Here is a 19545-nt window from a genome sequence, read left to right as displayed (position 1 = left end):
TTCTTCTGGACAGATGCCGCGGCTGCGGCGGACGGGAATCTTTCAGGCCGTCGATCGCGGCTGGCCGGGTGCGCCGGGTGCGCCGGAGGAGGTCGGGGTCGGGGTCGGGGTCGCGACACGCGCAGGCCGACGGCCGTACCGGATGGAGTTCAGCAGCACCGCGAGCACGATCACGGCGCCCGTGAAGACGGTCTGCCAGTAGGAAGAGACGCCGATGATCACGAGCCCGTCCGACAGGAAGCCGATGACGAAGGCGCCGAGCAGCGTGCCCCGCACAGTGCCGCGTCCGCCAGTCAGCGCCGCGCCACCGACCACGACCGCGGCAATGGCCGTGAGTTCATAGGTGGTGCCCGCCGTCGGGCCGGCCGAGGTCAATTGCGACGACAAGACCAGTCCCGCAATGGCGGCACACACGCCCGACAGCACATAGACAGTGACGGTCGTGAATCGCACCGGCACGCCCGACAGTTCGGCGGCGCGCGCGTTGCCGCCGGTCGCATACACCCAGCGCCCGAAGGCCGTGCGGGTCAGCAGCACGGCGGCCACCAGGGCGACGATGGCGAAAATCAGAACGCCCATCGGCATGCCGAAGACCTGATCGAAGCCGAGCCAGTTGAAGCCCGTGTTGCCAAGCTCGGGGCGACCGCCCAGGTCGTTGAAGGTCAGGCCGTTGGTGATCAGCAGCGCCACGCCGCGTGCCACGTAGAGCACGCCCAGCGTGGCAACGAAAGCCGGCACCTTGAAGAAGGCGATCAGCACGCCGTTGACGGCCCCGACGAAAGCACCCAGCGCGCAGGTCAGCACCACCACGGCCCAGACCGGCAGGTAGAGCACCAAGCCGAGCGCGTCGATCGTCACGCCCTGCATCAGGTAGCCGGCGACGACCCCGCACAGGCCGAGGGTCGACCCGACCGACAGATCGATGCCGCCGGTGAGGATCACGATCAGCATGCCGACCGCCAGCAGCCCGAAGATGGCGACGTGCGACGACATGATCAGGAAGTTGCCGGTCGAGAAGTACACGGGCGACAGCAACGAGAACACGGCCACGATCGCGATCAGCGCGAAGAAGGCGCGCCCCTCGAGCAGCAGGCGGACGACGTCGATGCCGCCTCCTGCGTTGGCAGGACGGGAAAGCAGGGCTGTGGATGGGGCTTCGCTCATGGGGATGTCCGCTCGAGGGGCTTCAGGCAACCATGGCTTCGCCCGAGGCGGCCATGATCATTTCTTTGGTGGCGTCGGCATCGAACTGGGCCGCAATCCGGCCCCGCCGCATGACGATGATCCGGTGCGCGACGCTCAGGCATTCGCTCACCTCCGAGGTCGAGAAAACGACGGCCAGGCCTTGCCGCGCACGCTCGGCGAGCAGGCGGAACACCTCGGCCTTGGCGCCGATGTCGATGCCACGGCTGGGCTCGTCGAGAAGAAGGACCTTCGGGTGCGTGGCGAGCATCTTTCCGATGACCACCTTCTGCTGGTTGCCGCCGGACAGCGACCCGATGTCCGCCTGGCCGCCGCTGGTCTTGACCGTGACACGACGGATCGACGCGTCGACCAATGCGCGTTCGCGGGCCTGCGACGTGAACAGCCCGCGCACGAACGCGCCGATGCTGGCGAGCGACAGGTTCTGCCCGACGCTCATCGTCTGCACGAGGCCGTCGCGCTGGCGGTCTTCCGGCACCAGGGCAAGGCCTTTGGCGATGCGCTGCGCAATGCTCAGGTGCGACACGTCGTGTCCTTCGAGCAGCACGCGCCCGCCGTCGAGCGCGGACCGGCCGGCCGCAGCCTCCAGAAGTTCAGTGCGGCCCGCGCCCATCAAGCCGTAGATGCAGACGATTTCGCCCGCGCGCACATCGAGCGAGACGTGGTCGACCACGTCGACCCCGGCGCTTTCGGTGAGGACGGCGTTCTCGATCGCCAGCGCAACCTGGCCGAAGGCATAGCCTGTCGGCGGACGGCCGAGGTCGAAGTTCTCGCCGACCATGTGACGCACGATCCATTCGAGATCGATGTCGGCGCGCGGCGCTTTCGCCGTCATGGCGCCGTCGCGCAGCACCACCGCGTGGTCGGTGATCTGCAGCGCCTCCTCCAGGTGGTGCGAGATGTAGACGATGGACACGCCCCGCGCGGTGAGGTCGCGGATCACCTTGAACAGCACCTCGACCTCCACCGCCGAGAGCGCGGACGTGGGCTCGTCCATGATCAGGATGCGGCTGTTGACCGAGAGTGCGCGCGCGATCTCGACGATCTGCTGCTGTCCCAGGCGCAGGTCTTCGACGAGCGTCAGCGGGTCGATCACCTCCTCGAGTTCGGCCATCAGCGCCTGCGTGCGCCGCGCCTCTTCGGCAAAGTCGACGCCGGTGAGGGTGCGCAGTTCGCGACCCATGAACACGTTGTCGCGCACCGAGAGGTTCGGCGCCAGGCTCAGTTCCTGGTGGATGATCGAGATGCCACGCGCGCGAGCGTCGGCGGCCGAGGCCAGGACGACGGGTGCGCCGTCGAGCACGATTTCACCCGACGTGGGCGTGACCACGCCCGACAGAATTTTCATCAGCGTGGACTTGCCGGCACCGTTTTCGCCGAACAGCGTGGTGACCTGTCCACGATGGATGTCGAAGTTCACGCCCTTGAGCGCCTGCACGCTGCCGTACGACTTGGCGACGTTTCGCGCCGACAACACGATGCCGCTGTCCGGATGGCGGGCGACGACTGCGGCGCTCATTGCACGCTCAGCCGCACGGGCGTGACGAGCCAGCCCGACGGATTGATGAGTTGGAACACGCCGACCACCTCGATCTTCTTGCCAGCGAGGGCGTCGCGGTCGAGCTTGTCGAGCACCTGCGCCTTGAGCTCGTTATTCAGCGCCGAGCCCGCGTCCTGGTAGTCGATCTGGTTGGTGAAGTCACCGAAGGCGACGGTGCCTGTCGCGTCCCGCACTTCGGTGCCGTTGATGGCCGGCCCGGTTTGCACACGCAGCTGCAAGCCTTCGGGCAGGCCGTCGACCGCCACGTTGAAGATGCCGGCACGCCCCTCGCCCACCGTCCCGACGAAACGGACCGGAAAGATCGGTCCGACGCTCCCCGGCTTGCCGTACGTTTCGCCCGCGGCGGCCTTGTCCGACGCGAGAGCCTGCGCCAGCACCCGGGCGTCGACAGCCGCCTTCTCGATGAGGGACTGGATGGGCGCAAACGCCTTCTTGCCGTAGGCCTCGGCCGAAAACGCTTCGGCCCGTGCGTCCTCCTTGGAGCCGATGCGGACCGCCCTGGTGTCCAGCGTCATCGCCACGAGCAGCAGCAGGAGCACCGCCGTCCACACACAGGCCGACGTGCGCAAACGGAACGGTTTGCGCGCGGCAATATCGAGTTGAGCACCCATGCGAACCTCCTCCCTGTTGATCTTTGGACTGGTCTGTATTCCGGTCGACGTTGGCGCTCTACAGGCACCGACTCCGACGACCGGAAGCTGCTGGCGCGGTCACATGGCCGGCCCCGCCTGATGCCGCAGGCACAGTTGCGCGGCCGCCTCATCGATGATCAGTTCGGTGATCAGGCCGGTGTGAAGCACCGCGCAGATCGCCTCGGCCTTGTACGCTCCGCCGGCCACCGCGAGCACGTCGCGCCCGCGCAGGTCGTCCAGCGAGGCGCCGACCGCACGCTCGTTCATCTCGCACTTCACCGGTTTGCCGTTCGATGCCACGAAACAGCCGGCAAGTTCGCCGACCGCTCCCGCATCGCGCAAGGCCGCCAACTCGTCGGCCGTGACGGACTGGGTGCGCAGCAGATGGGTGTCCGGCCCCAGGTCACCGACACCGACGACGCAAAGTTCGCACTCGCGGACGAGTTCAAGCACGTGCTGCACGCCGCGCTGGGCGCGCAGCACCTGGGCGTCTGCGCGGCAGTCGGCCAGGAACGGCACCGGCATGAAATAGCACTCGCCGCCGGTACGTTCGGCCAGCTTGGCGATCAGGTCGAACGGGTTGGCTGCCGAGCGACGCGTGAGGCTGCCGAGCAGCGAGACAAAACGGGTGTCACGGCGAATCGCTGCGGGCATCCGCTCCACCATGGCCGCCAGCGTGCGGCCATGGCCGACACCGATGGTGCGCACCTCGCCGGCATCGAGCACGCGGGTCAATTGCCGGGCAGCGGCCACTGCCAGTGCCGGGATCGCGTCGGCCGAATCGTCCGGGTCGACCTGTGTGGTCGGAACCACCACGCAGCGCTTGAGGCCAAAGGCTTCCGTCAGCTGGTCTTCGAGCGCCATGCACTCGGCCGGCACCCCCTCGACGAAGAACTTGATCAATCCGCTTTGCATGGCCGAGGCGATCAACCGCTGCACCTTGACGCGGGACACACCCAGGCGCTCGGCGATCTGCTCCTGCGTGTGGCCGCCCACATAGGCCAGCCATGCGGCGCGGATGGAAAGGCTCAGTTCGGGGTCCATGTCGTGTATTTTGTGAACATTTGATCTTCTGTAGTTCAATTGAACAGTTGATCGAACTTTATGGATTGCCACGTGCGCAGTCAATGAACGCGCTCTCGGTGTTTTCCCGTGCCATCGCAAGCGCGGGACCTTGTTCAGGCGAGGCCTCTGCGGGGGCGCGCCTTGGCGCGAAGTGAATCGCGCCCGGGGTTTTCAGCTTCACGTTCGAGACGCAAGTCCGCCCGCAGGTCCTCGCTTGGTCAGCGCGGCAGGAATCCGCGTGTGCACATCGAGCGCGCGACTCGTTGCAGGTCGGAAAGTCGGATGCGTGAGCGCAAATGGTTTGCGCCGATCGCGAGCCCGCATGAACGGAGGGCTGGCGACGAAGAGGCGTGGCGACGAGGCGGATGCACAGCGCCGCCCAGTCCCCTCGCACGAGCCCTGATCGATGCTCTGGCCGAACGCCAACGTCGCGTTGTTGGATTCCGCCGATCTCTGACCCTAGCCGGGTCAAATGCCTCGATTACCGGTCGTGCCGCGGCATCCGGGACGCACGCAGTCGCATTGCCGACGGATAGGCGAACGGATGGGTAAGGATGTCGAACTGGCCGAGTCTCAATGCAGGGCATCGACGACTGGCGGAGAGTGTGAGATTCGAACTCACGGACGCTTTCACGTCGGCAGTTTTCAAGACTGCTGGTTTAAACCACTCACCCAACTCTCCGGAACCGTCGATTTTAAGCTGACGGCGCGGCCTTACTCGTCATCGGGCAGGAACAGCGTCTGCAGGTCGCTCAGGAAGTCGAGTCCGCGCTCGGTGGGCCACACGCGGAACAGGTCGCGGGCGACGAGCCCCTTGCGTTCGGCCTCTTCCATGCCGCGCTGGATCGACGTCATCGCCAGGCCGGTGCGCTCGCTGAACTGGGGCAGCGTGAAGCCCTGCTTCAGCCGCAGCGCGTTGAGCATGAACTCGAACGGCAGGTCGGCCAGCGCCACTTCGTCGCTCTGCGACACGGCGGCACCGGCGCGCGCGTTCTCCATGTACAGGCGCGGTTCGCGATAGCGCACCTGCCGCACGATGCGGTGCGCGAAGCTCAGCTTGCTGTGCGCGCCGGCGCCAATGCCGAGGTAGTCGCCGAACTGCCAGTAGTTGAGGTTGTGCGCGCACTGGTGCCCGTCGCGGGCATAGGCCGAGACTTCGTAGCGCGACATGCCGCTCGCGCCCGTGCGCTCGGTGATGCGGTCGAGCATGGCGTAGGCGATGTCGTCCTCGGGCAGCGTGGGCGGGAACTTCGCGAACCAGGTGTTGGGCTCGATGGTGAGGTGGTAGATCGAGATGTGCGGCGGCGCAAGGGCCAAAGCCTGGGTCAGGTCGGCGTCGAGGCCTTCCATGGTCTGGCCCGGCAGGGCGTACATCAGGTCGAGGTTGAAGGTGTCGAAGGCGCTCGCGGCTTCTTCGACCGCAGCGATGGCCTGGGCGCGGTCGTGCACGCGGCCCAACGCCGTCAGGTGCTCGTCGTTGAAGCTTTGCACGCCCACCGACAGGCGCGTGACGCCGGCCGAGCGATAAGCGCGGAAGCGGTTGCGCTCGAAGGTGCCGGGGTTGGCTTCGAGCGTGATCTCGCACTCGGGCGCGAGCTTGAGGCGCGCGCGCACGTCGCCGAGCAACCGGTCGATGGCTTGCGGCGAGAACAGGCTGGGCGTCCCGCCGCCGATGAAGATGGTGTGGACGGTGCGGCCCCAGATCAGCGGCAGCGCGGCGTCGAGGTCGGCGATCAGCGCGTCGATGTAGGCGGCTTCGGGGAGGCCGTCGATGTCGGCCTCGCTCGTGGCACGCCACTCGTGCGAGTTGAAGTCGCAATACGGGCACTTGCGCAGGCACCACGGCAGGTGGATGTACAGCGACAGCGGCGGCAGCGCGGCGAGTTGCAGCGGGCCGGGGCGCATCCAGTGCAGCACGTCATTGGCCTGGGGAGCGCCGCCGGGTTGGGCGGGCTGGATCGGGAAGACGGTGGCCATCGGTCAGAACCAGCGCTCGCGCATCAGGGCGAGCATGGCCTGCGCGGCGCGGCCGCGGTGGCTGTGGGCGTTCTTCACGTCGGGCGGCAGCTGGGCGAAGGTCTTGCCGAAGGTCGGCAGGTACATGACGGGGTCGAAGCCGAAGCCGTTGTCACCGATGGGCGCGGGCGCGATCTCGCCGACCACGCGGCCGACGGCAATGAGCGGCTCGGGGTCGTCGTGGCGGCGCAGTGCGACCAACGTGCTGACAAGCGCGGCGCGACGGTTGACCACGCCGTCGAGCTGTTCGAGCAGCGCCTTCACGTTGTTGGCATCGCCCTTGGCGTAGCCGAACTGCGTGGCGTAGTAGGCGGTGTCGACACCCGGCAGGCCGCCGAACGCGTCAACGCACAGGCCGGCGTCGTCGGCAATGGCCGGCAGGCCGGTGGCGGCGCTGGCGTGGCGCGCCTTGGTGAGTGCGTTTTCGACGAAGGTGCGGAAGGGTTCTTCAGCCTCGCCCACGCCCAACGCCGACTGCGGCACCAGGGTGACGGACAGCTCGGCAAACAGCTGCTGGAGTTCGGCGAGCTTGCCCGCGTTGTTGGAAGCCAGAACCAGTTTCATGAATCGATCAAAGTGGCTGTGATGCCCGGCTGGCAGGCGTCAGTAGCTGGGAGGATTTCAGTTGGAAAGCAGGGCTTGCTGTTGCAGCGTCACGAGTTCGCCGATGCCCTTTTCGGCCAGACCGAGCAGCAGGTTCATTTCGTCGCGCGTGAAGGCCACGCCTTCGGCCGTGCCCTGCACTTCGACGAAGTGGCCGGCGCCGGTCATGACGACGTTCATGTCGGTGTCGCAGGCCGAGTCTTCGGTGTATTCGAGGTCGAGCAGCGGCGTGCCGCCGACGATGCCCACCGAGATGGCGGCCACGTGGCCCTTGATGGGCGAGGTCTTGATCGCGCCGGAGGCCAGCAGCTTGTCGACGGCGTCCTGTGCGGCCACGAAGGCGCCGGTGATGGCCGCGGTGCGCGTGCCGCCGTCGGCCTGCAGCACGTCGCAGTCGAGGTGGATGGTGCGTTCGCCGAGCACGGCGAGGTCGAACACGGCGCGCATCGAACGGCCGATGAGACGCTGGATTTCCTGCGTGCGGCCGGTCTGCTTGCCCTTGGCGGCTTCGCGGCTGCTGCGGGTGTGGGTGGCGCGCGGCAGCATGCCGTATTCAGCCGTCACCCAGCCTTCGCCGCTGCCCTTCTTGTGCGGCGGCACCTTTTCTTCGACCGAGGCGGTGCACAGCACGCGGGTCTGGCCGAACTCGATGAGCACGGAGCCTTCGGCATGGATGGTGAAGCCGCGGGTGATGCGCACGGGGCGCAGCTGGTCGGCGGCACGGCCGCCGCTTCGTGTGAAAGCAGTCATTTTTTGAAAGAGAGACCGAAAGAAGAAAAGGGAAAACTGCGCGCTCAGGTTTTGCGCGCAGCGGAGCGGCGGATGGCTTCGTTGATCTCGGCGATGGAGCGCTCGATGGCGTCTTCGTCGAGGTCGTCGATCTCGCTGTCGGACGGCATGCCGGCCTGGATGGTCGAGGCGAACACGCCGTCGTCGATGGTTTCGGTGGACACGCCGCGGTCGTCGCCGGACGTCTCGGGCATTTCCCACTCGAGCGCAATGAGCGTGACGTTGTCGCTGTGGGCGCCGCCCTTGCGCAGCGCCATTTCGGCGAGGTCGGGCGCGGCGTCGGACACGGGCTTGCCGGACGACAGGGTGTGCACGATGACGGCGTCGTCGAGCACGCCCCAGACACCGTCGGAGCACAGCATGATGCGGTCGCCGCGCTGCAGCGGCAGCGGCGCCGACACGTCGAACAGCGGCGTGGTGGGCGAGCCGAGGCAGGTCAGCAGCAGGTTGCGGTTGACCGGCGCGTCGGTGGCGCCGTGGGGCTTGGGGCGCTCGGCGTGCGAGTGGTCCCGCGTGCGGGTCAGCAGGCGGCCGTCGCGCACGACGTACAGGCGCGAATCGCCGCAGTGCAGCCAGGTGGCGGTGGCGTTCTGCAGCACGGCCGCGACGACGGTGGTGCGCGGCGTGTCGAGCATCGCCTTGTGGCTCGCATACCGCATGATCTGCTGGTGCGCCGACATGGCCGATTCGGCCAGGAAGGCCTTCACGTCCTTCACGGTGGGGCGGGCCTCGCGCTGGTACAGCGCGGCGATGGTCTGCAGCGCCAGCTGGGCCGCCACTTCGCCTTCAGGGTGGCCGCCCATGCCGTCGGCGAGCACGAACAGGCCCGACTCCCGCGTGTAGCAGTAGCCCATGCGGTCTTCGTTCTTGACGCGGCCGCCCTTGCGGCTGACCTGGAACACGGAGAACTTCATGTCGATCAGGCCGGACGGGTGGTGGGCGCGGCGGCGCGCGGCAGGCTCTTCTTGTCGAAGGAGCGGATGTTGTCGAGCGACAGGCGCACCTTTTCGCCGACCGTGAGCTTGGTGTAGCGGCGCTCGCCTTCGCGGCTGAGTTCTTTCTGCAGCGCGAACACCGACTGCGGGCGCGAGAGCGGGTCGAGCGACATGCACCACTCGACCACCTCGATGAGGTTGTCGGAGTACACGCCGCGCAGGCGCGAGAGCGACAGGCTCAGGCGGTCTTTCTCGATGCGACGGGGTGCGTCGTTGGGCGGATAGCCCTGCATGCAGGCGTAGATGCAGGCGCCGATGGCGTAGATGTCGGTCCAGGGGCCCATCGACGAATCGCGCCGGTACATCTCGGGGGCGGCGAAGCCCGGCGTATACATGGGGCGGATGAAGATGCCCTCTTTGCTGAGCACTTCGCGCGCGGCGCCGAAATCGATCAGCACGGCGCGGTCGTCGTCGGTGACGAAGATGTTGGCGGGCTTGATGTCCAGGTGCAGCATCTTGTACTGGTGGACGATGCGCAGGCCGCGCAGGATTTCGTCGAACAGCGAACGGATGGTCGACTCGCGGAACACCTTCTGCCGTTTCAGGTCGCGCGCCGTGACCACGAAATCCTGCAGGGTCGCGCCCTCCAGGTAGTTCATGACCATGTAGACGGTTTCGTTCTCGCGAAAGAAATTGAGCACGCTGACCACCGACGCATGCGAGATTTGCGCGAGCGAGCGGCCTTCTTCGAAGAAGCTCTTGAGCCCCAGGCGATACAGCGACAGCTTCTCGGGCGGCACCTGCGGCGCGAGCTCGCCGGGCCCCCGCGTGGCGAGCGACGAAGGCAGGTATTCCTTGACGGCCACCTGCTGGCCGTTCGGGTCGATCGCGAGGTAGACCACGCCGAAACCACCCGCGGAAAGCCGGCGAACGACGCGATATCCGCCAATGACCGTATCGGGCAACAGGGGCGTAGGCTTGACCTTTGACATAATCCGGGAGTTTCGCCCGAAGGCGATGGTGCGGCAAGCGAACGCTGTACCGACGCCTCGGTGCTTGCAAGCAAAACCACAGTGAGGCGCAATGCCAGTTTACAGCATGACCGGCTATGCCAGCGGCCAGAACGGCCCCGCAGGCAGCCACTCCGAAGCCGATGCACGGCCCTCCGCCGCGGGCCGACTCGGGGTCGAAATCCGCTCGGTCAACAGCCGCTTTCTCGACCTCACCTTCAAGCTCCCCGAGGAGCTGCGCCAGCATGAGACCGCGCTGCGCGAGCTGCTCACGGCCAAGCTCAAGCGCGGCAAGGTCGAAGTGCGCGCGGCCATCGAGAACACGTCCCAGGCGGGCGTGGTCGAGCCCTCCGTCAAGCTGCTTCAGCGGCTGAACGGCGTGCAGGACGGCATCCGTGCCTGGCTGCCCGGCGCCCGCGAGCTCAGCGTGGCCGACGTGCTGCGGCTGGCCGGCGGCGACGGCGCCACGCGCGGCGACTGGGGCCCCGACCTGCTCGACGTGGCAGGCAAGGCGCTCGAGGCGCTGATGTCGGCCCGCCAGCGCGAAGGCGCCCGGCTGGCCAAGATGCTCGAAGACCACCTGGCCCAGCTGCGCACCCTGGTGCAGCAGGCCGGTCCGCTGGTGCCGCAGCTGGTCGAACAGCAGCGCAACCGCTTCCTGGAGCGCTGGCAGGAGGCCATGGGCCTGACCGCCGGCACGGGCGGCACGCTGCCCGAAGCCGCCCAGGACCGCGCGCTGACCGAAGCGACCGCCTTCGCGATCCGCATCGACGTGGCGGAAGAGCTCACGCGGCTGAATTCACACCTCGACGAGATCGAGCGGCTGCTCAAGAAGGGCGGCGACATCGGCAAGCGGCTGGATTTCCTAATCCAGGAACTGCACCGCGAAGCCAACACCCTGGGCTCCAAGTCGGCCGCCCTGGAACTCACGCGCATCGGCGTGGACATGAAGGTCCTCATCGAACAGATGCGCGAGCAGGTGCAGAACATCGAATGACGACGACGAGCCCCCCCATGGACTACCCCGGCAATATCTTCGTGGTCGCCGCGCCCAGCGGCGCCGGCAAATCGAGCCTGGTCAAGGCGCTCATGGAGCTCGACTCGGCCGTTCAGCCCTCGGTCTCCCACACCACGCGCCCGCCGCGCGGGCAGGAAAAGCACGGCCGGGAGTACTTTTTCGCCTCCCCGACCGAGTTCGACGCCCTGATTGCGGCCGACGGCTTCGTGGAATGGGCCCACGTGCACGGCCACCGCTACGGCACGTCGAAGAAGGCGGTCGAGGAGCGGGTGGCCCTGGGCACCGACGTGATCCTCGAAATCGACTTCCAGGGCGCGCTGCAGATCCGCAAGACCTTTGCCAACGCGGTCATGATCTTCATCCTCCCGCCCAGCTGGGAAGAGCTGCGCTCCCGCCTTGAGCGGCGCGGCGAAGACAGCGCGGCGGTCATCGAACTGCGCCTGAAGAACGCGGCCGAAGAGATGGCCCAGGCCGGAAAATTCGATTTCGTTATAATCAACGAGTTATTTGAGCGCGCACTTTTCGATCTCAAGGCGATCGTCCACGCGCAGCGGCTCCGGTATTCCGCACAGCGCAGAGCACGTGCCGATACGTTCGCCGCACTGAACATCCCTTGAAATCCCCGCTCACCGACCGAAAGAATTCATCATGGCCCGCATCACCGTCGAAGATTGTCTCGTTCAGATTCCGAACCGCTTCCAGCTCGTTCTCGCCGCGACCTACCGCGCGCGCATGCTGAGCCAAGGCCACGCGCCCAAGATCGAGAGCAAGAACAAGCCCGCCGTCACGGCCCTGCGCGAAATCGCCGAAGGCAAGATCGGCATCGAAATGCTCAAGAAAGTGCCGGGCTGATCTGACGCAGCCCTGCAACGAAAAGGCACCGCATTGCGGTGCTTTTTTTACGTCTGGACGCGTCCATAGAGCGGTCACGCTAAAGTGATAGCCATGAGCGCGGTCGCCAAACCCCCGTCCCCCACGCCGAAACCGAGTCCGGCGGCGCTGAACGCGGCCGCCGCGAGTTTTGCCGCGCTGACGGCCCGCCTCGACTACCTGAGCCCCGAAGACACGGAGCTGGTTCGCCGGGCCTACCGCTTCGCGGACGAAGCCCACCTCGGGCAGTTGCGCAACAGCGGCGAGCCGTACATCACCCACCCCATCGCCGTGGCGGCGCAGTGCGCCGAGTGGAAGCTCGACGCGCAGGCGCTCATGGCCGCGCTGCTGCACGACGCCATCGAGGATTGCGGGGTCACCAAGCCGGAACTCATCGAGCGCTTCGGCGCGCCGGTTGCCGAACTGGTCGACGGGCTCACCAAGCTCGACAAGCTGCAGTTCAACACGCGCGAAGAAAACCAGGCCGAGTCCTTCCGCAAGATGCTGCTGGCCATGGCGCGCGATGTGCGCGTCATCCTGGTCAAGCTGGCCGATCGCACGCACAACATGCGCACGCTGGCCGATGCGCCGCGCGAAAAGTGGGCCCGCATTTCGCGCGAAACGCTCGAGATCTACGCCCCCATCGCGCACCGGCTGGGCCTGAACCAGACCTACCGCGAGCTGCAGGACCTGTCGTTCCGGCACCTCAAGCCCTGGCGCTACGCCACGCTGGCCAAGGCCGTCGCCAAGGCCCGCGGACGACGACGCGACCTGATCCAGAAGGTGCAGAAAGAGGTCGAGACGGCCTTCTCCGCCGCCAGCATGACGCTGCGCATCGCGGGTCGCGAGAAAACGCTCTACTCCATCTACCGCAAGATGGAAGAAAAGCACCTGAGCTTCGCGCAGGTCACCGACATCTACGGCTTCCGGCTCATCGTGCCGAACGTGATCGCCTGCTACACGGGCCTGGGCATCCTGCACCAGATGTACAAGCCGCTGCCCGGCAAGTTCAAGGACCACATCGCGATCGCCAAGCTCAACGGCTACCAGTCGTTGCACACCACGCTGGTGGGGCCAGCCGGCGTGAGCGTGGAGTTCCAGCTGCGCACCGAGGCCATGCACGTCGTGGCCGAATCGGGCGTGGCCGCGCACTGGCTCTACAAGGCCGCCGAGCCCAATGCCGCGAGCAACGACCGGCTGGGCACCAAGTGGCTGCAGTCGCTGCTCGACATCCAGGACGAGACGCGCGACGCCGCAGAGTTCTGGGACCACGTCAAGGTCGACCTGTTCCCCGACGCCGTCTACGTCTTCACGCCCAAGAGCCAGATCATGGCGCTGCCGCGCGGCGCCACGGTGGTCGACTTCGCGTACGCCATCCACAGCAACATCGGCGACCACACCTCGGCCGCGCGCATCAACGGCGACCAGGTCCCGCTGCGCACCGAGCTGAAGAACGGCGACGTGGTCGAAGTGATCACCGCCCCCGTGTCGACGCCCAACCCCGCGTGGCTGGGCTTCGTGCGCACCGGCCGGGCACGCTCCAAGATCCGCCACTACCTGAAGACCCTGGCGCATGCCGAGTCCGAGGGCCTCGGCGAGAAGCTGCTGGCCCAGGCGCTGCGTGCCGAAGGCCTCGGCAAGCTGCCCGAGGAAGACGAACAACACCAGGCGCTGTGGGAGAAGCTGCTGCGCTTCACCGGCAACCGCACCCGCGCCGAGCTGCTGACCGACATCGGTCTGGGCAAGCGCATCGCGAGCATCGTCGCCAAGCGGCTCATGGCGCTGATGGCCGAGATCGGCGAGCGGCCCGACGCCCTCCTCCTGAGCCGCGAGCGCTTCACCTCGCACGAGGCCGTGTCACAGGGCGCGGTGACGCTCGATGGCAGCGAGAACTCTTCGGTGCGCTTTGCACAGTGCTGCCGCCCCATTCCCGGCGACCAGATCGTCGGCTACCTCGGACACGGCGAGGGGCTGGTGGTGCACACCGACGACTGCGGCGTCGGCCAGCGCCTGCGCAACAAGGACAGCGAACGCTTCTTCGCGGTCGAATGGGCCGACGAGCCCACGCGTGCCTTCGAGACCGGCGTGGTCATCACCGTCCGCAACGACAAGGGCGTGCTGGCCCGCGTGGCGGCCACCCTGGCCGACGCCGAAGCCGACATCACCCACGTGGAAATGGCCGACGAGACCCCGCAGGACTCGACCGACCTTCGCTTCGTGATCGCGGTGCGCGACCGTTCGCACCTCGACGCCGTGCTGCGCGCTGCGCGGCGGACCGCGTCGGTGCTGACCGCGGCGCGGACGATTCCGGCGCCCTGACCTTCTTCGTCAGCTCGCCGACGTGCGCGGCGCCGGGTAGCTCACCGACAGGATCTCCACCTCGTGCGCCCCGCCGGGCGTGATGAGCTTCACCACGTCGCCTTCGCGCGCCTTGAGCAGCGCACGTGCGATCGGGGAAATCCAGCTGACCTCCGACTTGGCGCTCTCGGCCTCGTCGATGCCGAGGATCGTGACGCTGCGCTCCTCGCCGGTCTCGTCGGCATAGCGGACCGTGGCACCGAAGAAGACCTGGTCGCGCCCGTGGTGCACCGACGGGTCGGTGATCTCCGCGATCTCGAGCCGCTTGCCGAGGAAGCGGATGCGCCGGTCGATCTCGCGCAGGCGCTTCTTGCCGTAGAGGTAGTCGCCGTTCTCGGAGCGGTCGCCGTTCTTCGCGGCCCAGTGCACGGCCTCGACGACCTTGGGGCGCTCCTCGTCCATCAGTTGCAGCAGTTCGTCTCGCAGGCGCGCGTAGCCTTCGGGCGTGATGTAGTTCTTGCTGCCGGCCGGCAGCGGGGGCATCGCGCCACCTGCGCCGTCATCGTCGTCGTCCGCATCGGCGTCCGACTCCTTGGTGAATGCCTTGTTCAATGCAGAGCCCTTCAAATCGGAAATACTGGGCGCCCTTGCCGCGCCCTACAAGCCGGTGAGTTTGCCGCAACCGCAATGTCCAGGAGACAGGAGCCCCCGTGATCGCCATCGGACATTTCCCACACCGTCGCCATGCCTCGGCGAGGCTTCATTTGTGCGCGCTCGCGGCCCTTGCCAGCATGCTGGTCTTTCTTCCCTTCAGCGCTCGCGCCAGAACGCAGACCTGCTTCGTCGTCAGCATCCACGGCGGCGACACCGTGACCGCCCGTTGCGGCGACGCGGCCAGTGCCGACGCGTGGCGTCTCGTGCGCCTGCAGGGCATCGAGGCACCGAAGCCCGGGCAGCCCTTCGCAGACCAGGCCCGACAGAAGATGCACGACATGGTCCGCCTGAAGCCGGCGGACGTCGACTGCGACGATCCCACATCGCACACCCGCGAACGCATCTGCCGCGTGATGGTGACGCCGGACTCGGCGCCCAGCGGCCCGAGGACGCTCGACGCAGGCCTGGCATTGCTGACTGTCGGATTGGCGCGCTGGCAGCCCGCGCAGGCGCAGCGCCTGTCGCCCCAGGAGCGCGGGCAGTACGAATTCGCGGAGGAAGAAGCGAAGGCCAAGCGGGCCGGCCTCTGGAAGGACGCGCGGCCGGCGCGTCCTTGATGCGAGCCCGGCGCAATGACCGGCCAAAGAAAAAGGGTTAGCTCGAAAAACGAGCTAACCCTTGAAGAGTGGTGCGGCTGGCAGGAATTGAACCCACGACCCCTTGGTTCGTAGCCAAGTACTCTATCCAACTGAGCTACAGCCGCACAGCTTTCGATTATAGCGTGTTTTTTCTCGCCTCCAAACCTTTGTGATCGAAAGCTGAAAATGCCAACGAAAGCAGCCCGCAATGAGGCCTGTTGTGACGCATCTCGCCCACGCTGCGCCAAAGAGGCCCATCCGACCCGGTACACTCCGCCCCGCCCCGAACAGCCTGGGCCGCCGTAGGCAACACGGCGCCATACCATCCAAGGAATACTGAATGAACCGCATCGAACTGGTCGAGAAGATCGCCACCACCCACAACCTGAGCAAGGCCGAGGCCGCACGCGTGCTCGAAACGATCACCAGCAGCGTCGTCGCTGCCGTGAAGAAGGGCGACTCGGTCCAGCTGGTCGGCTTCGGTACTTTCAAGCAAGTCGCACGCGCTGCACGCTCGGGCTTCAACCCCCAAGCCGGCACCAAGATCAAGATCGCCGCCACCAAGGTGCCGAAGTTCGTCGCCGGCGCTGCCTTCAAGGCCGCCATCGATCCCAAGGCTGCCAAGCGCAAGGCTGAAAAGGCCGCTGCTGCACCCGCTGCCAAGAAGGCCGCCGCTCCCAAGAAGGCTGCTGTTACGAAGGCAGCTGTCACCAAGGCAGTCGTCGCCAAGGCTCCCGCCAAGAAGGCTGTCGCCAAGAAGAAGTAAGACTTGCGGTGCGACGACGGCTGCGCAGGCTTGGCCTGGCAGGTGTCTGTATCGACGTCAAGAAGCCGCCTTCGGGCGGTTTTTTTGTGGGCGCGTGCCGCGCAGCGAATGCGGGCAGCGAAACCCTCTCTGCGAGGGCCCCAAACGAAAATAGCCTGGAAGAGAAACCCTTCCAGGCTATTCGAGAGATGGTGCGGCTGGCAGGAATTGAACCCACGACCCCTTGGTTCGTAGCCAAGTACTCTATCCAACTGAGCTACAGCCGCGCAGCCTTGAATTCTACCCTGCCGAAAGCGCTGTTCCGGCGAGGCCGTCAAAAAAGCTTCACGGCCTTTCGCAGCGATGGCCTCAGGCCACTTGCTCAGCGCCCGCCTTGCGCCCCATCAGCCTTGCGGCCAAGCGCTTCACCAGCAGGTAGAACAGCGGCACGAAGAAGATGCCCAGCGCCGTCGCTGCAAGCACGCCACCGAACACACCGGTGCCGATCGCGGTCTGGCTGCCCGAGCCCGCGCCGGTGGCAAGCGCCAGCGGGATCACGCCGGCCAGGAACGCCAGCGATGTCATCAGGATCGGCCGCAACCGCAGGCGCGCGCCTTCGGCCACCGCTTCGAGCAGCGGCACGCCACGCCGCAGCGCAGCCTCCGCGAACTCGATGATCAGGATCGCGTTCTTGGCCGACAGGCCGATCGTCGCGAGCAGGCCGACCTGGAAGTAGATGTCGTTCGACAACCCGCGCAGCGCCGCCGCGATCACCGCGCCGAGCACGCCCAGCGGAATCACCAGCATCACCGAGACCGGCACCGACCAGCTCTCGTACAGCGCCGCCAGACACAGGAACACCACGAGGATCGACAGCGCGAACAGCAGCGGCGCCTGCCCGCCCGACAGCCGCTCCTGATACGAGAGGCCGCTCCAGGCCTGTCCCGTGCCGCTCTGCTGCTTCGCGAGGCTCTCGATGGCCGCCATGGCCGTGCCCGAGCTGATGCCCTGCGCGGCCGCGCCCTGGATCTGCACCGCGGGCACGCCGTTGTAGCGCTCCAGTTGCGACGCGCCCTGCGCCCAGCGCGTGGTCGCAAACGCCGAGAACGGCGTCATCGCACCCGTGCTGCCGCGCACGAACCACTGGCTGATGTCGTCCGGCGCCGAACGGTACGGCGCATCGGCCTGCACGTACACGCGCTTCACGCGGCCGCGGTCGATGAAGTCGTTGACGTAGCTGCCGCCCCAGGCGATGCCCAGCGTGGTGTTCACGTCGTCCAGCGACAGCCGCAGGGCCGAGGCCTTCAGCTGGTCGATGTCGACCTGCAGCTGCGGCGTGCCGGCCACGCTGTTCGCGCGCACCGACTGCAGGCGCTTGTCCTTGTTGGCCTCGCGCACCAGCGTCTCGCGCGCCTGCAAGAGCCGCTCGGCACCCATGCCCGAGATGTCCTGCAGCCAGAACTCGAAGCCGTTCGATTCCCCCAGCCCTTCGATCGGCGGCGGCACCATGCCGAAGACTTCGGCGTCGCGCTGCTGCCTGGCCAGCGCCTTGCCCGCACGCTCGACGATGGCGTGCGCGCGCTTGTCCGCACTGGCGCGCTCGGACCAGTCCTTCAGCGAGACAAACGCCATGCCCATGTTCTGCCCCGAGCCGCTGTAGCTCCAGCCGGTAAGCGTGAAGATGGTGTCGGTCGTGTCTTTCTCGGTTTCGAGAAAGTGCTTTTCGATGGCGCGGTTCACTTCATCGGTGCGGCCCGACGTCGCGCCAGCGGGCAGCGTCGCGATCACCATCACGCTGCCCTGGTCCTCTTCGGGCAGGAAGCCGCCGGGCAGGCTCAGGTACAGCAGGCCCATGCCGGCCACGATGGCGACGTACACGGCGGTGAAGCGCAGCGGCTTGCGCAGGATGCGGCCCAGCACGCTGACGTAGCCGCCTTGCGCAGCATCGAAGCGGCGATTGAACGCGCCCAGGAAGCCACGCGTGCGCGGCGGCACGCCGGGCTTCAGGAGGCGCGCGCACAGCGCCGGAATGAGCACGATGGCCACCACCACCGACAGCACCATCGACGCGATGATGGTCACCGAGAACTGTCGGTAGATCACGCCCACCGAACCGCCGAAGAAGGCCATGGGGAGGAACACCGCCGACACCACCACCGCGATGCCGACCAGCGCGCCGGTGATTTCCTTCATCGACTGGATCGTGGCCGCCTTCGCATCGAGCCCCTCTTCATGCATGACGCGCTCGACGTTCTCCACCACCACGATGGCGTCGTCCACCAGCAGGCCGATGGCCAGCACCATGCCGAACAGCGTGAGCACGTTGATCGAATAGCCGAAGGCCGCGAGCACGCCGAAGGTGCCCAGCAGCACCACCGGCACGGTGATCGCAGGAATCACCGTGGCGCGCCAGTTCTGTAAGAAGAGGAACATCACGACCACCACCAGCGCGATGGCCTCCAGCAGCGTCCGGATGACCGACTGGATCGAGATCCTGACGAAGCGCGTCGTGTCTTCCGCGTAGGCCACGCGCAGGCCGGCGGGCAGCGAGCGCTCCAGCTCGGCGATGCGCGCCTTCACCGCGCTGGCAGTGGTCAACGCGTTGGCGCCGGGCGCCAGCATCACGGCCGAGCCCGCGGCCGGGTGGCCGTTCAGGCGCGTGGTCTCGGCATACGACTCGCTGCCGATTTCCACCCGCGCCACGTCGCCCAGCCGCACCACCGCGCCATCGGCCTGGGTCTTGAGCACGATGCCCTTGAACTGGTCGGGCGTCTGCAGCCGTGAGAGCGCGGTGACGGTGGCGTTCAGGTGCTGCGTCGGCGCCGACGGCCGTGCACCGATCTCGCCCACCGACACCTGCGTGTTCTGCGCGGCAATCGCGGCCGTGACGTCGGACGGCATCAGCTGGTAGCTGGCCAGCCGGTGCGGGTCGAGCCAGATGCGCATCGCGTACGCCGCGCCGAAGGCCTGCACCGAACCCACGCCATCGACGCGGCTGATGGGGTCGCGCAGGTTGCTGGCCATCCAGTCGGCGATGTCGGTGTCGGTGCGCTGGCCGGTCTCGTCGTAGAGCGCCACGATCAGCAGGAAGTTGTTCTGCGACTTGGCAACCGTCACGCCCTGCTGCTGCACCGCCTGCGGCAGCCGGCTGGTGGCCTGGCTGACCTTGTTCTGCACCTGCACCTGCGCGGTGTCGGGATCGATGCCCTGGCGGAAGGTGACGCTGATCTCGGCCCAGCCGGCCGAGCTGCTCGTCGACTTGAAGTACATCAGGCCGTCGATGCCCTTGAGCTGCTGCTCGAGGACCTGGGTCACGCTGTTTTCCACCGCCTGCGCCGAGGCGCCGGGGTAGTTGGCGGACACGACCACGGTGGGCGGCGCGATGTCCGGGTACTGCGACACCGGCAGCGTGCGAATGGCCACGCCGCCGGCCAGCATGATGAGGATGGCAATGACCCAGGCGAAGACGGGCCGCTGGATGAAGAAATTGGCGATCACGGGAGGTTCT

Annotated in this window: 17 protein-coding genes and 3 tRNA genes; 6 read left to right on the top strand and 14 right to left on the bottom strand. The window is 67.0% G+C overall.

The genetic code is table 11. The features are described from left to right. Nucleotides 1-42: 42 nt before the first annotated feature. The 10 genes from GFK26_RS12740 to GFK26_RS12695 form a co-directional block, all read right to left on the bottom strand. The gene (locus GFK26_RS12740) at nucleotides 43-1164 is read right to left on the bottom strand and encodes an ABC transporter permease (protein WP_153282276.1); all 1122 of its coding nucleotides are present in this window, start codon (nucleotides 1162-1164) and stop codon (nucleotides 43-45) included. A 22-nt stretch (nucleotides 1165-1186) separates the two neighbouring features. Further along, nucleotides 1187-2722, bottom strand: coding sequence for a sugar ABC transporter ATP-binding protein (locus GFK26_RS12735; protein ID WP_153282275.1), 1536 nt, complete (start codon nucleotides 2720-2722; stop codon nucleotides 1187-1189). Beyond that, nucleotides 2719-3375: a DUF2291 family protein gene (locus tag GFK26_RS12730; protein WP_153282274.1), complete on the bottom strand. Its 657-nt coding sequence runs from the start codon at nucleotides 3373-3375 to the stop codon at nucleotides 2719-2721. The genes GFK26_RS12735 and GFK26_RS12730 overlap by 4 nt, the downstream gene beginning before the upstream one ends. Nucleotides 3376-3474: 99 nt before the next feature. Then, nucleotides 3475-4440: a sugar-binding transcriptional regulator gene (locus tag GFK26_RS12725; protein WP_153282273.1), complete on the bottom strand. Its 966-nt coding sequence runs from the start codon at nucleotides 4438-4440 to the stop codon at nucleotides 3475-3477. 615 nt (nucleotides 4441-5055) lie between these two features. Beyond that, nucleotides 5056-5143, bottom strand: a tRNA-Ser gene (locus GFK26_RS12720). Nucleotides 5144-5175: 32 nt separating this feature from the next. Further along, nucleotides 5176-6438, bottom strand: a complete 1263-nt coding sequence (gene hemW, locus GFK26_RS12715) for a radical SAM family heme chaperone HemW (RefSeq protein ID WP_153282272.1) — start codon at nucleotides 6436-6438, stop codon at nucleotides 5176-5178. A 3-nt stretch (nucleotides 6439-6441) separates the two neighbouring features. Continuing rightward, complete coding sequence (locus GFK26_RS12710) at nucleotides 6442-7041, bottom strand: non-canonical purine NTP pyrophosphatase (RefSeq protein ID WP_153282271.1); 600 nt, start codon at nucleotides 7039-7041, stop codon at nucleotides 6442-6444. Nucleotides 7042-7098: 57 nt separating this feature from the next. Then, on the bottom strand, nucleotides 7099-7830 hold the full coding sequence (gene rph, locus GFK26_RS12705) for a ribonuclease PH (RefSeq protein ID WP_153282270.1): 732 nt from the start codon (nucleotides 7828-7830) through the stop codon (nucleotides 7099-7101). Between the two features lie 44 nt (nucleotides 7831-7874). Continuing rightward, nucleotides 7875-8783 (bottom strand): PP2C family protein-serine/threonine phosphatase, encoded by a 909-nt coding sequence (locus GFK26_RS12700; protein ID WP_153282269.1) that lies wholly within the window; start codon nucleotides 8781-8783, stop codon nucleotides 7875-7877. Nucleotides 8784-8788: 5 nt separating this feature from the next. Continuing rightward, nucleotides 8789-9796 carry a serine/threonine protein kinase gene (locus GFK26_RS12695; protein WP_101488825.1) on the bottom strand — a complete coding sequence of 336 codons (1008 nt, stop codon included), beginning with the start codon at nucleotides 9794-9796 and terminating at the stop codon, nucleotides 8789-8791. A gap of 91 nt (nucleotides 9797-9887) precedes the next feature. Here GFK26_RS12695 and GFK26_RS12690 point away from each other — a divergent pair, with 91 nt between their 5' ends. From GFK26_RS12690 to GFK26_RS12675, 4 genes are all read left to right on the top strand, one after another. Then, nucleotides 9888-10811: a YicC/YloC family endoribonuclease gene (locus GFK26_RS12690; protein WP_153282268.1), complete on the top strand. Its 924-nt coding sequence runs from the start codon at nucleotides 9888-9890 to the stop codon at nucleotides 10809-10811. A gap of 17 nt (nucleotides 10812-10828) precedes the next feature. Beyond that, the gene (gene gmk / locus GFK26_RS12685; RefSeq protein ID WP_056573336.1) at nucleotides 10829-11449 is read left to right on the top strand and encodes a guanylate kinase; all 621 of its coding nucleotides are present in this window, start codon (nucleotides 10829-10831) and stop codon (nucleotides 11447-11449) included. Nucleotides 11450-11480: 31 nt separating this feature from the next. Then, a complete protein-coding gene (gene rpoZ, locus GFK26_RS12680) occupies nucleotides 11481-11684 on the top strand; it encodes a DNA-directed RNA polymerase subunit omega (protein WP_013543330.1) in 204 nt (67 codons plus the stop codon). Nucleotides 11685-11777: 93 nt separating this feature from the next. Further along, nucleotides 11778-14021 (top strand): RelA/SpoT family protein, encoded by a 2244-nt coding sequence (locus GFK26_RS12675; protein WP_153282267.1) that lies wholly within the window; start codon nucleotides 11778-11780, stop codon nucleotides 14019-14021. A gap of 9 nt (nucleotides 14022-14030) precedes the next feature. On the opposite strand, the gene greB is transcribed toward GFK26_RS12675, so the two are convergent. Next, nucleotides 14031-14612: a transcription elongation factor GreB gene (greB, locus tag GFK26_RS12670; protein ID WP_153282266.1), complete on the bottom strand. Its 582-nt coding sequence runs from the start codon at nucleotides 14610-14612 to the stop codon at nucleotides 14031-14033. A gap of 98 nt (nucleotides 14613-14710) precedes the next feature. Between greB and GFK26_RS12665 the strand changes: the two genes are divergently transcribed. Then, nucleotides 14711-15271, top strand: a complete 561-nt coding sequence (locus GFK26_RS12665; protein ID WP_228121994.1) for a thermonuclease family protein — start codon at nucleotides 14711-14713, stop codon at nucleotides 15269-15271. 69 nt (nucleotides 15272-15340) lie between these two features. Here GFK26_RS12665 and GFK26_RS12660 read toward each other — a convergent pair. After that, nucleotides 15341-15417: transfer RNA gene (locus tag GFK26_RS12660), tRNA-Arg, on the bottom strand. A 215-nt stretch (nucleotides 15418-15632) separates the two neighbouring features. Here GFK26_RS12660 and GFK26_RS12655 point away from each other — a divergent pair. Beyond that, nucleotides 15633-16058, top strand: a complete 426-nt coding sequence (locus tag GFK26_RS12655) for an HU family DNA-binding protein (RefSeq protein WP_062476298.1) — start codon at nucleotides 15633-15635, stop codon at nucleotides 16056-16058. A gap of 189 nt (nucleotides 16059-16247) precedes the next feature. Here the strand turns inward: GFK26_RS12655 and GFK26_RS12650 are convergent. Both GFK26_RS12650 and GFK26_RS12645 read right to left on the bottom strand, forming a co-directional pair. Further along, nucleotides 16248-16324, bottom strand: a tRNA-Arg gene (locus GFK26_RS12650). Nucleotides 16325-16406: 82 nt separating this feature from the next. Beyond that, nucleotides 16407-19535, bottom strand: coding sequence for an efflux RND transporter permease subunit (locus tag GFK26_RS12645; RefSeq protein ID WP_153282265.1), 3129 nt, complete (start codon nucleotides 19533-19535; stop codon nucleotides 16407-16409). Nucleotides 19536-19545 lie beyond the last annotated feature (10 nt).

This window comes from Variovorax paradoxus, assembly GCF_009498455.1.
Classification (GTDB): Bacteria; Pseudomonadota; Gammaproteobacteria; order Burkholderiales; family Burkholderiaceae_C; genus Variovorax; species Variovorax paradoxus_H.
The sequence above is the reverse complement of the archived record's forward strand: the minus strand, read 5'-3'. Positions and strand labels throughout refer to the sequence as shown.

Bases quoted from the DNA above. Each gene is read 5' to 3' on its own strand.
- rph (WP_153282270.1), bottom strand. From the start codon at position 7,830: ATGACTGCTTTCACACGAAGCGGCGGCCGTGCCGCCGACCAGCTGCGC.
- GFK26_RS12675 (WP_153282267.1), top strand. From the start codon at position 11,778: ATGAGCGCGGTCGCCAAACCCCCGTCCCCCACGCCGAAACCGAGTCCG.
- GFK26_RS12655 (WP_062476298.1), top strand. From the start codon at position 15,633: ATGAACCGCATCGAACTGGTCGAGAAGATCGCCACCACCCACAACCTG.
- GFK26_RS12725 (WP_153282273.1), bottom strand. From the start codon at position 4,440: ATGGACCCCGAACTGAGCCTTTCCATCCGCGCCGCATGGCTGGCCTAT.
- GFK26_RS12740 (WP_153282276.1), bottom strand. From the start codon at position 1,164: ATGAGCGAAGCCCCATCCACAGCCCTGCTTTCCCGTCCTGCCAACGCA.
- gmk (WP_056573336.1), top strand. From the start codon at position 10,829: ATGGACTACCCCGGCAATATCTTCGTGGTCGCCGCGCCCAGCGGCGCC.
- GFK26_RS12700 (WP_153282269.1), bottom strand. From the start codon at position 8,783: ATGAAGTTCTCCGTGTTCCAGGTCAGCCGCAAGGGCGGCCGCGTCAAG.
- GFK26_RS12735 (WP_153282275.1), bottom strand. From the start codon at position 2,722: ATGAGCGCCGCAGTCGTCGCCCGCCATCCGGACAGCGGCATCGTGTTG.
- GFK26_RS12730 (WP_153282274.1), bottom strand. From the start codon at position 3,375: ATGGGTGCTCAACTCGATATTGCCGCGCGCAAACCGTTCCGTTTGCGC.
- GFK26_RS12695 (WP_101488825.1), bottom strand. From the start codon at position 9,796: ATGTCAAAGGTCAAGCCTACGCCCCTGTTGCCCGATACGGTCATTGGC.
- GFK26_RS12690 (WP_153282268.1), top strand. From the start codon at position 9,888: ATGCCAGTTTACAGCATGACCGGCTATGCCAGCGGCCAGAACGGCCCC.
- hemW (WP_153282272.1), bottom strand. From the start codon at position 6,438: ATGGCCACCGTCTTCCCGATCCAGCCCGCCCAACCCGGCGGCGCTCCC.
- rpoZ (WP_013543330.1), top strand. From the start codon at position 11,481: ATGGCCCGCATCACCGTCGAAGATTGTCTCGTTCAGATTCCGAACCGC.
- GFK26_RS12710 (WP_153282271.1), bottom strand. From the start codon at position 7,041: ATGAAACTGGTTCTGGCTTCCAACAACGCGGGCAAGCTCGCCGAACTC.